Source organism: Mycolicibacter terrae, assembly GCF_010727125.1.
GTDB lineage: Bacteria > Actinomycetota > Actinomycetes > Mycobacteriales > Mycobacteriaceae > Mycobacterium > Mycobacterium terrae.
In genome coordinates this window covers 4,360,168-4,373,210 of the sequence record NZ_AP022564.1, presented here as the reverse complement: position 1 = coordinate 4,373,210, position 13,043 = coordinate 4,360,168, and the positions used below count along the sequence as shown (strand labels likewise).

Annotated in this window: 11 protein-coding genes; 5 read left to right on the top strand and 6 right to left on the bottom strand. The window is 67.1% G+C overall.

Going from position 1 to position 13,043, the window contains the following annotated elements:
* The first annotated feature begins 35 nt into the window (after positions 1–35).
* Positions 36–797 carry an SDR family NAD(P)-dependent oxidoreductase gene (locus tag G6N23_RS20705; protein WP_197701535.1) on the top strand — a complete coding sequence of 254 codons (762 nt, stop codon included), beginning with the start codon at positions 36–38 and terminating at the stop codon, positions 795–797.
* Positions 798–889: 92 nt separating this feature from the next.
* Positions 890–3,139 carry a molybdopterin-containing oxidoreductase family protein gene (locus G6N23_RS20700; protein ID WP_085260105.1) on the top strand — a complete coding sequence of 750 codons (2,250 nt, stop codon included), beginning with the start codon at positions 890–892 and terminating at the stop codon, positions 3,137–3,139.
* Here G6N23_RS20700 and G6N23_RS20695 read toward each other — a convergent pair.
* From G6N23_RS20695 to G6N23_RS20685, 3 genes are read right to left on the bottom strand one after another with little or no spacing between them, the layout of a single operon-like run.
* Entirely contained in the window at positions 3,033–5,867 is a 2,835-nt protein-coding gene (locus tag G6N23_RS20695; RefSeq protein ID WP_085260106.1) for an MMPL/RND family transporter, read from the bottom strand. The genes G6N23_RS20700 and G6N23_RS20695 overlap by 107 nt on opposite strands.
* Entirely contained in the window at positions 5,864–6,307 is a 444-nt protein-coding gene (locus G6N23_RS20690; RefSeq protein WP_085260107.1) for an MmpS family transport accessory protein, read from the bottom strand. Before G6N23_RS20690 ends, G6N23_RS20695 begins: the two co-directional genes overlap by 4 nt.
* Positions 6,304–6,771 (bottom strand): hypothetical protein, encoded by a 468-nt coding sequence (locus G6N23_RS20685; RefSeq protein ID WP_085260108.1) that lies wholly within the window; start codon positions 6,769–6,771, stop codon positions 6,304–6,306. The genes G6N23_RS20690 and G6N23_RS20685 overlap by 4 nt, the downstream gene beginning before the upstream one ends.
* A gap of 147 nt (positions 6,772–6,918) precedes the next feature.
* Between G6N23_RS20685 and G6N23_RS20680 the strand changes: the two genes are divergently transcribed.
* The 3 genes from G6N23_RS20680 (at position 6,919) to G6N23_RS20670 (ending at position 9,247) form a co-directional block, all read left to right on the top strand.
* Positions 6,919–7,497: a TetR/AcrR family transcriptional regulator gene (locus tag G6N23_RS20680; RefSeq protein WP_085260109.1), complete on the top strand. Its 579-nt coding sequence runs from the start codon at positions 6,919–6,921 to the stop codon at positions 7,495–7,497.
* Positions 7,494–7,931 carry an Rv1443c family protein gene (locus G6N23_RS20675; protein ID WP_085260110.1) on the top strand — a complete coding sequence of 146 codons (438 nt, stop codon included), beginning with the start codon at positions 7,494–7,496 and terminating at the stop codon, positions 7,929–7,931. The genes G6N23_RS20680 and G6N23_RS20675 overlap by 4 nt, the downstream gene beginning before the upstream one ends.
* Before the next feature lie 134 nt (positions 7,932–8,065).
* Complete coding sequence (locus G6N23_RS20670; RefSeq protein WP_085260111.1) at positions 8,066–9,247, top strand: acyl-CoA dehydrogenase family protein; 1,182 nt, start codon at positions 8,066–8,068, stop codon at positions 9,245–9,247.
* 12 nt (positions 9,248–9,259) lie between these two features.
* Here G6N23_RS20670 and G6N23_RS20665 read toward each other — a convergent pair whose 3' ends face one another.
* From G6N23_RS20665 to G6N23_RS20655, 3 genes are read right to left on the bottom strand one after another with little or no spacing between them, the layout of a single operon-like run.
* Entirely contained in the window at positions 9,260–10,534 is a 1,275-nt protein-coding gene (locus tag G6N23_RS20665; protein WP_085260112.1) for an amidohydrolase family protein, read from the bottom strand.
* Between the two features lie 12 nt (positions 10,535–10,546).
* A complete protein-coding gene (locus tag G6N23_RS20660) occupies positions 10,547–11,875 on the bottom strand; it encodes an amidohydrolase family protein (RefSeq protein WP_234808535.1) in 1,329 nt (442 codons plus the stop codon).
* Positions 11,829–13,043: an amidohydrolase family protein gene (locus G6N23_RS20655; protein ID WP_085260114.1), complete on the bottom strand. Its 1,215-nt coding sequence runs from the start codon at positions 13,041–13,043 to the stop codon at positions 11,829–11,831. Before G6N23_RS20655 ends, G6N23_RS20660 begins: the two co-directional genes overlap by 47 nt.

Genomic DNA, 13,043 nt, shown 5'->3' with positions numbered 1-13,043 from the left:
GAGTGGTTTGATGCCCTATGCCTCGTTTGACGTCGTTGAGCCGTTCGGTTGCGGACAAGGTGGTCGTGGTGACCGGGGCCGCCAGCGGCATGGGCAGGGCAACCGCCCACCTGCTCGCCGATGAGGGCGCGGTGGTCGGTGTCGTCGACCGTGCCGCCGACGGGCTGGCGCGGGTGGCCGACGAGCTCCGCGACGCCGGCGCCCGGTTCCACGCCGTGGTCGCAGACGTCGGCACGGCCGAGGGCCCCGCAGCTGTCCTCGGCGAGATTCGTGAGTCTCTGGGCGCCATCGACGGTCTGGTCAACAACGCCGGGGTGAGCCTCCCCGCGCCGGTGGACAGCGACGACTTCGAGGGCGTGTGGGCCACCACGATGGCGATCAACCTGACCACCTACGCCCGGTTCGTCCGCGCCGCGCTGCCTGATCTGCGCCGGGAGGGCGCCGGACGGATCGTCAACGTGGCGTCCACCGAGGGTCTTGGCGCTACCGCCGGAATCGCGCCGTACACGGTCGCGAAACACGGCGTGATCGGTCTGACGCGGTCGCTTGCGGTGGAACTCGGCCCGACCGGGGTGACCGTCAACTGTGTGTGCCCGGGCCCGATCAACACCGGCATGACCGCCGCCATCCCGGACGAACAGAAGGCGGTCTTCGCTCGCCGGCGCACAGCGCTGCGCCGTTACGGGGAGCCCGAAGAGGTCGCGCATGCGACGCTGTCGCTGCTGTTACCGGCCGCCTCGTATATCACCGGAGCGATTCTCGTCGCCGACGGCGGACTCACGATCCGCAATGCGTGAAAGGCGTCTCGGGCCGAAGTGCTGCGCATGATAAGCACTGTGCTCATTCGTATTTGACGGACACGCGCCCGGTGCTCGGGCACCATGGCGGCATGGCAGCAACCCCGTCTTCGCGGACGGTGCACACCTTCTGCAGGTACTGCTTGGCCTCCTGCGGCTTGGAGGTGACGGTCGAGGATAACCAGGTCCGCAAGATCTCCGCCGACAAGCACAATCCGCACAGCTGGCACGACTTCTGCGCCAAGGGCCGCACCGCCAATGAGCTGGTAGAACATCCGCGCCGGATCCTGCGGCCGATGCGGCGGGTGGGCGACGCCTACGTCGAGGAGACCTGGGACGTGGCGATCCGCGACATCGCCGCGCGGATGAACGCGCTGCTCGACGCGGGCGGGCCCGACACGATCGGCACCTACTACGGCAACCCGTCCGGGCACTCGTCGTCGAACGTGGTGTTCATGAACGCCTGGATGGACGCCGTCGGCACCCGCAGCCGCTACGCCGTCGGCTCCGTCGATCAGAACGCGCTGCATGTGGTGGCCGAGGCGATGTACGGATCGGCACTGATGGTGCCGGTCTCCGACGTCGACAACTGCGACTACTTCCTGCTGGTCGGCACCAATCCAGCGGTGAGCGGCTGGAACTGGCTGGAGACGGTTCCCGACGGCTGGCGCCGCGCGCTGACCCGCCAACAGGGCGGCGCCACCATCGTGGTGGTCGATCCGTTTCGCACGGAGTCCGCGGAGAAGGCCGACGTTCACCTGGCGGTGCGGCCGGGTCAGGACTGGGCGCTGCTGCTGGCGATGGTGAAGGTGATCCTCGACGAGGGTCGCGAGCACCGGCGCGACTGCGCGGAGCTGGCGACCGGTGTCGCGGAGCTGCGTCGGCTGGTGGCCGGTGCGGATCTGGATGACTTGGCTGACCGGTGCGGGATCGACCGGGACCTGATCGAGCGCACCGCGCGGGATTTCGCCGCCGCCGCCGGCGCGATGGTGGTCACGCGCACCGGAGTCTCACAACACGCGGCGGGCGCCGTGGGCGAATGGCTCGGCCAGGTGCTCAACGTGATCACCGGCCGGATGGACCGCCCGGGCGGGCGTCGCTTCGAACCCGGCTATTTCGACGCACTGAAACTGGCCGAACTGGCCAAGACGAAGCCTCACGTCAGCCGGCTGGCAGGACGCGAGATGGTGGCCGGAGCGCATGCGTTGGCGGAATTGCCCGACGAGATCACCACACCGGGCCGCGGGCAGATCAAAGCAATGCTGATCAACTGCGGCAACCCGGTGGTGTCGGGCCCGGACGGGGCCAAACTCGACAAGGCGCTCGCCCAACTGGACCTGCTGGTCGTGATCGACCTCGTACAGCGCGAGAGTCACCGGCACGCGCACTGGCTGCTGCCCGCGGTGCACTGGCTCGAGCGCAACGACCTGCTGGCGTTCACCAGCAATATGCACGACCAACCGTTCGTCCAGTACGGCGCGAAGGTCATCGAGCCGCCGCCCGATGTCCGGCAGGAGTGGGAGATCTTCGTCGACCTCGCGATCGCGATGGGTAGACCACTGTTCGGGGCCAAGGGGCTCAACGGGTTCATCAAGGCGACACGGCGGGTGGCGGCGGTGACGGGTCGACCCGCGCTGGCGTTCGGTCCGCACTGGCTCGACCGCCTTATCGTACGGATGTCGCGGAAGGTCAACGGCCGCAGGATTACCTGGCGTGACCTGATGGCCCACCCGCACGGAATCGTGCTGGGTCCGCGGGAATTCGGCCACTTCAAGGACGCGTTGCGGACTGACGACAAAATGGTGCACGCGGCGCCGCCCGAGTTCCTGGCGCGGGCACGGGAATTGCTTGCCGAGCCGAATTCCTCCGCACCGGAGGGCTTCCCGTTCCAGCTGGGGAATCGGCGCAATCGGCATTCGATGAACTCCTGGCTCAACGAGCTGCCCGGACTGCACCGCTCCGGTAAACGCAACGACGTCCTGATCAACGCCGAGGACGCCGCCGCCGTCGGCATCGGCGAGGGTGACCGGGTGCGGGTGTTCTCCTCGGTCGGTGCGGTCGAACTGATGGCGACGCTGTCCGACCGACCGCGGCGCGGCCTGGTGATCATCGACCACGGCTGGGGCTCGCGGATCTTCGACCCGCGGGGTGGCCGGGCATCGGAGTCGTTCGGCGTCAACCGTAATCTGCTGGTCGACGGCGCGAGCCTCGATCCGCTGTCGCAGACGTCGCCGCTCAGTTCGTGCTACGTCGGGCTGGAACGGCTCGCAGCGGCCGCTGACGCACGATCGTCGGCCACCAGAACCACGGCCCGTAGATCCGCACCAGGCAGGGCACAATGAACGACCGCACGATCAAGGTGTCCAGCAGCAGTCCGATGCACACCGTGGAACCCAGCTGGCCAATGGTCCGCAGATCGCTGGTGAGCATGGCCAGCATGGTGAACGCGAACACCAGGCCCGCCGACGTCACCACGCCGCCGGTGCTACCCAGTGCCCGGATCAGGCCGGTATTCAACCCGGCGCCGAGTTCCTCTTTGAGCCGGGCGATCAGCAGCAGGTTGTAGTCCGAGCCGACCGCCACCAGGATGATGAACGTCAGCGGCAGAATCAGCCAATGCAGGTGCAGGCCGATCAGATGCTGCCAGATCAGCACCGACAACCCGAACGCCCCAGCGTAGGAGAACGCCACAGTGCCGGGAATCACCAACGCCGCCACCAGGCTTCGGGTGATGACCAGCATGATCAGGAAAATCAGCACGAAGGCCGCGATCGCGGCGATCAGCAGATCCGACCGGGCATACTGCGCGATGTCGGAGTTGTTCGAGCCGGAGCCGCCGATGTAGATCTTCGCCCCGGCCAGTGAGGTCTCCTTCAACGCGATCTTGATCGCGTCGGGGAACCTCTCGACATGCTCGATGCCCTCGGGCCCCATCGCGTTGCCCTCATGGGTGACGATGAATCGGGCGGCCTTGCCGTCCGGGGACATCATCAGCTGCATCCCGGTCTTGATGTCTTCGTTGTCGAACGCCGGCCGCGGTATATAGAAGAAGTCATCGCTGCGGGAGGCGTCGAAGTCATTGCCGACGTTGATCATGTCGTCGAAGGTCTGGTCGGTGTTGCTGGCCTGAATACTGCTGGGGCCGTAGGTGTTCACGATCAGCGCCCGCAGGGCGATCTGGTCCTCGGCCATGATGTTGAGCTGGGTGACCATCTGCGGCAGCAGGGTGTCGACCACCTCCAGGGACGACACCGCGTCTTTAATGTTCTCTGCCAGTTTGTCGACGCTGTCCATCATCTCCCACAGCGATCGGAACGCCCAGCAGACCGGGATGTCGTAACAGTGTGGCTCCCAATAGAAATAGCTGCGGATCGGCCTCATGAAGTCGTCCAGATTCGAGATGTTCTCATCCATCTGTTCGGTGAGTGCCTGCATCTGTTCCATCGTGAGGACCGTGGAATGCATCTCGTCGGCCAGCTTCTGGGTCAGCGCGATGGTGGTCTGCAGCACCTCGACGGTGTGCCCCATGATCTGCGCCTGCTGGTCGGTGTTGGCGTTCTGCTCCCGGGTGAACGGCAACTGCTGGCCGTTGGCGCTGCCCTGCACGGTGAACAGGTAGGGCAGCGACGCGTGTTCCAGCGCGCGGCCCATGGGCCTGGTGATGCTCTGCACCATCGCGACACCGGGCAGCCGGATCAGAGCTTTGGCCACCCGGTCCAGCGAGACGAAGTCTGCCGAGTTGCGCATGTCGTGATCCGACTCGACCATCAGCATCTCGGAGAACAGCTTGCTCCTGGCGAAGTGCCGATCTGCCGCGGCGAATCCCTGATTGGCAGCGGAATCGCGCGGCTGATAGGTGCGGTCGTCGAAGCTGACCTGATAGGTCGGCACGAAGACCGCCCCGGCCGTCACCACGGCGGCGCTGGCGGTCAGGATCGGCTTGGGCCAGCGCACCACGGAGGTGGCGATCCGGCGATACAGCCGCGCCTTGACCTGCTGGCGGGGATCGAACAGCCCGATCAGGCTGCCCACGCTCAGCACCGCGGGCCCGAGCGTCAGCGCCCCGGTGACCGTCAGCACCATGCTGATCGCCACCGCCGGCCCCATGGTGTTGAAGTAGTTCAGCCGCGCAAAGCTCAGGCAGAACGCGGCGCCGGCGATGGTGAGCCCGGAGCCCAGGATCACGTGCGACACCCCGCGGTAGGCGGTGTAGAACGCGTCCTCGCGGCTTTCGCCGTTCAGTCGCGCCTCGTGGTAGCGGCCCATCAGGAAGATGCCGTAATCGGTTCCGGCGCCCAGGGTCAACGCCACGACCAAGTTCACCGCGAACGACGACAGCTGGATGAAGCCGAAGTGCCCGAGGGTCGCGATGACCCCCTTGGCGGCCAGCATCAGGATCAACACCCCGAACAGCGGCACCAGCATGGTGACGTAGGACCGATACACCAGTAGCAGCATGAAGATGATCAGGAAGATCGTGGCGATCGTGATGTTGTTGAGGCTCCGGTTGGCGGTCGCCACGGTGTCGGCGGCCAGCGGCGCCGCACCACTGACATAGACACTCAGGCCGGGCGGCGGGTCAGAGCTGTCGACGGTGTGCCGTACCGCCTCGACCGACTCGTTGGCCTGCAGCTGGCCGATGTCGCCGGCCAGCCGCAGCAGCACATAGGCGGCCTTGCCGTCGAGGCTCTGGGCGCCGGCCGCGGTGATCGGCTTGCCCCAGGTGTCCATGACGTACTGGACGTGGTCGGTGTCGGCCTGCAGCGTGCGCACCAATGCGTCGTAGTAGAGGTGGTCGGCGTCCCCCAGCTGGTGATCGGCCTCCAGCACCAGCATCGTCATGCTGGTCGAGTCGGACTCCTGGAACTTCTCACCGATCGCCAGCATCGCCTCCTGCGAGGGCGCATAGGTCGGGACCATCGGACCGGCGAGTTCTTCTGCCACCCGCTCCACCTGTGGCACAAAGGTATTCGTCACCACGGCCAGCAGCGCCCAGAAGATGATGATCGGGATCGCCAGCAGGCGGACCAGCCGGGCCGCGAGCGGGCGGGTCGCGTGATGCCGGCTCATGCGGACTTCACCCGGCAGGTGATGTCGGCATTCGCCCGGGTGTTGGTGTGCTCGTCACGGACCACGTCATTGACCAGGATCCGGCAGCCGACGAAGTCGCCGCGCACCTGCGCCGAGATGCTGCCGGAGACCACCGTGAGCATCGTCGTCTCCTGATGTGTCCAGGGCAGGGCGTCCAACTCGACGGTGTGCGGGTGCCCGTCGATGTCGAGGTAGGAGAGCAAGGCACCTTCCCCTGCCGAGCCGAACACCTCGTAGGTGAGCTTCTTCGGGTTGAACTGTTCGGGAGCCTGGGGCGGATTGACCGTCAAAACCGGCCCCGGAGCCGACATCTGGTGAACCTTCCACATGCCCAGTGCCCCTACGCTGAGCGCGATCAGCGCGACCAGCGGCATCCAGACGCGCGCCAACAGCGGCCGGCGCGGCGAACGCTGACTCATTCGGTTTCCTCTTCGGCTTCGGCAGCCGCCGGCAGGTGCTTCTTCAGCTTCGCCGCCCGCAGTAGCTGAGCGGTCACGTTGAACGAGCCGAGCATCGGGATCACCCCGAGGAAGGTGCGCTGCGACGGGGTGGCGCCGTGCAGCTGCTCCAGGCTGCCCAGCACGTAGAAGCAGCCCAGCGAGAAGATCGCGGCGGGAATGCAGAAGGCCAGCGGAGATCGCTGATCGGTGATGACGCGGGTGGCGAACTCCAGCTCGTGGGCGGACAACGGCTCACGCGTGCGCACCTTGGTCAGCACCGCCTTTCGGGCGCCGAGTCCTTCGCTGATCGGCAGGGTCGGCCGATTCCGCAATCGCCGGATGTAGAGGAACACCCCGGTCGCGAACGACACCAGCGCCACGAAGGCGAGGACGGCCAGGTCGCCGAACAGCTGCCAGTTCGTGCCGAACACATTCCAATTCATCCCCGAGATCCGCCCCTGCCTGTGACCCCCACGGTGTACGTGACCGCAGCCGTTAGTGGACTTAAACATCCGACGCTGGAGACTATACGTCTATTAATCGGACGTCAATGTCCTATAAATGGACGTGTGTAGGGCTATCATCGTGGGATGGACGTCGACTGCCGGGAGCTGACCGGCGCGCAATCACGCACCCGAGCGGCGATCCTCGAGGCCACGGCATCCGTGCTCGCCCGAGACCGCACTGCCACGCTGCCCGAGATCGCCGCGGCCGCCCAGGTCGCGCGTTCGACCCTGCACCGCTATTTCGCCGACCGGGACCGGCTGATCTACGAGGCCACCCTGGATTCGATCCGCGTGATCGGCGACATCCTCACCGCCGCGGCCACCGCCGAGGGGCCAGCGGTCGATGCGATGCGCCGCGTGATCACCACTTTGGCCCCCGAGGGCGATCGGATCGTATTCCTCTTCGCCGACCCTGCGGTACTGCGGGACATCCCGGCCGAGCAGCTGCCGAACTCCGCACGGGTCCTCGACCTCATCCGCCGCGGCCAGCAAGAAGGCGCCTTCGATCCCGGGCTGCCCCCGGAATGGATTCGGATCGCGCTGTTCGGCCTGCTGGTCAAGGCCTGCAGTGAAGCGGCGCACGGCGCCGTGCCGCGCCACAGCATCGTGCCGTCGCTCATCCGCATCTTCGAGCGCGGCGTGGCGGCGGACTCGCCGTCATGAGCACCGTTGCGCTCAGCACCGAGCTGCCGATCTCAGCGCAGCGCGCCGCGGCCCTGGCGCGCAAACCGGCGTTGATGCAGTTCGTCCTCGCCCCGCTTCTCACCATGCCCGCGTTGAGGGCCCCCGACCGCCTCGAGGTGGGAACCAGCGCGTCGGCACGGTTGTGGTGGTTCGGCGTCCTGCCGGCCTGGACTCATCACATCGAGATCAAAGAGCTTGACGACCTGATGATCTACACCAACGAGCGCGGCGGTCCGGTGCGCACCTGGAACCACCGCCTCACCTTCACTCCCCTCGACGAGCATCGCTGCCGCTATACCGACGAGATCGAAACCGACGACGGCGTCAAGGGATTGGGCACCCGACTGTTCATCCGGGTGTTATTCGGCCACCGGCACCGCCGCTGGCGCACCCTCGCAGCCATCCTCGCTTGACCGATCCGCACCCACCACGGCGGGAGTGTCGATCACCCGACGTGGTGGCCTTTTCCAGACACCGATCGCCAACGGTGTCATCATCACCTGAAGCAGACCATCGGTTTTCAGTCCACAACGGTAAGGACGACGACATGGGCGAGCGGGTAATCGACCGGCTGATCGACATCGCCGACCAGTTGCGCGAGCAGGCCGGCGAGGCGGAGAAGATCGGCCGGCTGACCGATCAGACGGTCAAGGCGATGAAGGACGCGGGCTCGATCCGCCTGTTGCAGTCGGCCAAGCACGGCGGGTATCAGGCGCATCCTCGCGAGTGGGCCGAGACCGTGATGGCCACCGCGGCGCTGGACCCCTCGGCGGGCTGGGTCACCGGTGTGGTCGGCGTGCACCCCTACCAGCTGGCCTACGCCGATCCGCGGGTCGGGGAAGAGGTGTGGGCCGACGACGTCGACACCTGGATGGCCTCGCCGTATGCGCCGCAGGGGGTGGCCACGCCCGCAGATGGTGGCTACCTCTTCAACGGCCGGTGGCAGTTCAGTTCCGGCACCGACCACTGCGACTGGATCATTCTCGGCGCCATGCTCGGCGGTGCCGACGGTATCCCGGTCATGCCACCGGCCATTCTGCACATGATCCTGCCCCGCAGCGACTACGAGATCGTTGACGACTCCTGGGATGTGGTGGGGCTGCGCGGAACCGGCTCCAAGGACGTCATCGTCAAAGACGCGTTCGTCCCCAGCTACCGCACGATGGACGGCCTCAAGGTGATGGACGGCAGCGCCCAGCGGGACGCCGGCATGACCGACCCGCTGTATCTGATGCCGTGGTCGACGATGTTCCCGCTCGGCATCTCCTCGGCGGTCATCGGCATCGCCGAAGGTGCGCTGGCCGCACACCTGGACTATCAGCGGGCACGTGTCAGTGCCACCGGGACCGCGATCAAAGACGACCCCTACGTGATGTATGCGATCGGCGAGGCGGCCGCCGATATCAACGCCGCCCGTCAGGAACTGCTGGCCAACGCCGATCGGATCTATGACATGGTCGCCGCCGGCAAGGAGGTCGACTTCGCAGATCGCGCTGCGGGGCGCCGCACCCAGGTCCGTGCGGTGTGGCGTGCGGTGGGCGCCGTCGACCAGATTTTCGCCCGCTCCGGCGGCAATGCATTACGGATGGACAAACCGCTGCAACGGTATTGGCGCGACGCGCATGCCGGGCTCAACCACGCGATCCATGTGCCGGGAACCACCTTCCACGCCTCCGCGCTGAGTTCCCTGGGCATCGCGCCGGAGGGTCCCTTGCGGGCCATGATCTGAGCGCGGCGACACCTACTCGCGGGCCGGGGCCAACCGCTTGAGGGCCAGGCCACCCTCGAATGGCCGATAGCCGAACGCGGCCGGCGCTCGATAGCCGGTGTCGCCCAGCGGTGTTGCCACCTCGGTGACCGAAGGTCCGATTTCGGCGGCGACCGGCGCCAGGGCGTCAAGGTCGAAACGGTACAGGCGCCCCGCGTTTCCACCCAGGATCTTGCGGCATTCGTCCTCGGTCCGGTCGTGTAATGCCCAGCGGAGGGCCAGCTTGGAGTGCGGCGAGAAACCCTCTTCGTGCGGATAGTCGCTGCCCCACATGATGTGCTCGGCCCCCAGGTAATCGATCATCGCCGCGTCATAGGGGCCGAGCTCACTGGCCAAATAGCAGTTTCTCCGGGCGTATTCGCTGGGCATCAGCGACATTTCGTCGACCGATGACCCGCCGAACATCCCGTAGGTGCGATTGTTCGCCTCGGACTTCATCGTGGGCACCATGGCGTCGAGCACCATCAGTTGCTGCTGCACCCACAGGGTGCCCTGCTCGGTCGGTACGAATCGCAGTGTCGGGTACCGCTCGAAGACGCCGGCGAGAATCAGGTGGCTCAGCGTGCGCTGCGCCCACAGCGCCATCTCGGTGATCAGCACCGCGTTGGAGGCCGGCTGGTCCATCGGCATCTCGGGGCTGCCGGCTCCGGCGTGCTGCACCACGGTCAGGTCCAGTTCCGCGCAGAGTTCCCAGATCGGGTCATACCGGGTGTGAAACAGCGGGGCCACGTGCGGGTCCCCCGGCGATACTGGCGGAATCAGGACGCCGCCGAAGCACGCCTGCTCGGCGCCCCAACGAATCTCCTTGAGCGCCAGCTCGATGTCGTTGGGAAAGATCTGTATCAGGCCGCGTCGCCGGGCCGGCGCCAGCGCGCAGAAGTCGACCTGCCAACGATTGTGGGCCTGCACGCCGGCCCAGCGTTTCTCGAAGTCGGCGGGTGTCCGCGGCAGGCTGATGGTGATGTTGGGTGTGGTCGGGAAGAACGGCGGAACGGTGTTGGGCAGCAGCACCTCCGCAGCGACCCCGTCGGCGTCCATGTCCGCGATCCGCAGCTCGTGGTCCCAGTTCCGGTTGGCGGTGGCGACGATCAGGTCGTCGAACGGGCTGCTGTAGCTCTTGGCCCAGGCGTCGAACTCGTGGTGCAGCGCTGCGGGCAGATACGGTTTGTAGTCGTAGAGATCGGCTCCGGCGTGGGTATCGGTGGAGATGACGACGTACCGATCGATGGTGTCCCAGGTTCGGGTCATGGCACTCACTCCTCAGTTCTGTACTAGGTCGGGGATCGGCTCCGCGTCGGTCAGCCAGTGCCTCCCGGCCAGGCGGGCCGCTTCCCACTTGGGGATGCTCACCGCATCGTCCTGGCCGAGGTCCTCAGGCGTGGGCCCGATGCGCTCGGCCAGCGGGGCCAGGGCACCCAGGTCGAAGTGGTACAGCTCGGCCGCCGCCAGGCCCAGCATCTGGCGGGTCTCGTCAACCGGAATGTCCCAGAAGGAACGCCGCAGCCAATCACGGGTGTGCGGCCACGTCCCCTCCGGGTGAGGAAAGTCGTTGCCCCACAGCAGGTTGGAGACGCCGATCTCGTAACGTCGGGCCAGTTCCCGGCGCTCGGTGGTGGTGGCCCCGATGAAGCAGTTCCGGTCGAAGTAGGCCGACGGCGGCATCGTCAGGTCGCCCTCCATCTGGTGGCTCATCTTCTTGGCCGAATGCTCACGCAGAAACCGGGTGTCCATCAGCCAGAGCAGATCGTTGGCCCAGAACGCGCCGCATTCGGTGACGCCCCAGCGTAGGCCGGGAAAGCGCTCGAACACCCCCGACCACAACGCGAACCACAATGGCCGGGCGCCCCACCAGCGCACCTCGGTGACGTAGATGCCCAGGTGTCCGCCGTACTCCTCCTGCGGGGCGGGCCCGGAGTGGGTGTGCACGGGCATCTGCAGATCCTGGCAGGCCGCCCAGACCTTGTCGTAGCGCCGATCGTGGTAGGGCGGATAGCCGACCCAGCGTGCCGGGATCAGAATCCCGCCCCGCAGACCGGATTCCGCCGCGCGGGTGATCTCGGCGACCGCCGCGTCGACGTCCGCCAGGATCGGCACGACGGCGACCCCGGCCCGTCGCTCGGGGCTGTGGCTGCACAGTTCGGCCAGCCAGCGGTTGTGGGCCCGTGCTCCGGCCATGGCGCGCCCCGGGTCGAGGTCGCCGGACTGGCCCAGACCGGCCCCGAACGGGGCCCCGGCCACCCCGGTCACCGCATCGGCGTCGGGGAAGATGACCTCGCCGACCACCCCGTCGCCGTCGAGTTCCCGGTCCCGCAGCGCCACGTCCCATCCGCCGGCGATTCCCTCACCATGCTCAGAGAACCACTCCTGGGCGAACTCCTCGTCGATGAATCCGCCGGCCTGCGCCGCGGCGGTCTTCTCGGCCAGGTATGTCTCGAAGTCCTCGCGGTATTCGGGGTCGACGTATTCGCGGTAGCGCTCGGTCGGGAGTTCGGCGTGGGTGTCGGCGGAGATGATGAGATACGGGTCCACAATTAACCTTTCGCTACCAGGTACGGATCGGGTCGGGCTCGAAGACGGTGCTGCTCGCATCGGCGGGTACCTCGGCCAGCGGCTCGGAGACCTCGGCCACCGTCGGGCCGATTCGGTCGGTCAACGGCGCCAGGGCGGCCAGGTCGAAGCCGTAGACGGCCGCCGCGTTGCCGCCCACCATGGCCGCCACTTCGGCAGGCGGCACACGGGCGAAGGTGTGGCGCAACGCTTCCCTGGTGTAGGGGGCGGTTCCCTCATAGTGCGGGTAATCGCTTCCCCACATGATCTTCTCGACGCCGATGGCGTGGCGTTCGGCGCACTCGACGGGCCGCATGAAGCTGGCGCCGACATAGCACTGCCGGGACCAGTACTCGCTGGGCTGGTGGCTCAGCGAGCCGGCCGTGGGCCCGGCGAAGCGGGCGATCGCCGAGCCGGCTCGCGCGTACCGGGCGGCCGCGACGTCGAGCGAATCCAGCGTCGCCGGAATCCATCCCGCGCCCTGCTCGGTGAAGACCACGGTGAGGTCCGGGTGACGGTCCAGGGCGCCGCTGAAGATCAGGTGCCACAGCGCCCGATGCGCCCACCAGTGGGTCTCATACACCCACACCGCGAACGAGCTGCCCCACCCGTCGATCGGGGACGGTCCGGCGTTGCCGCCGTGATGATTGACCACTACCCCGGCCTCGTCGCAGGCCGCCCACAGCGGCGCCCAGTGCTCGGCGTAGAGCGGGGGGATGCCGGTACCGGGGGCGACCCCGGGCAGCAGCACACCGCCGCGCAGCCCGAGTTCGGCGATCTGCGCGATTTCGGCGACGGCTTGGTCGAGGTCGCCGAGCAGGATCTGGCCGACTCCGGCGCGCCGCTCGGGTGACAGGGAGCAGAAATCGGCCAGCCAGCGATTGTGTGCGCGCAGGCCGGCCCAGCGCAGTTCGAGCTCGCGGGCGGTCTCCGGCGGTGGAGCGGCCAGGCTCCCATGCGGAAAGAACGGCGGGACCGTGTTGGGGTAGACGACCTCGCCGGCGATGCCTTCGACGTCCAGGTCGGCGTTGCGGCGGTCGCTGTTCCAGTTGCGGTCGGCCTCGGGCTCGGTGAGGTCGCCGAACGGGTTCACGTATGCCTGTGCCCAGCTGTCGAATTCGTCGCGGTAGGCCGGATCGAGGTATTCACGGTAGTCCAGCAGATCGGCACCGGCGTGGCAGTCGGCCGAGATGACCGTGTAGCGGTCCAT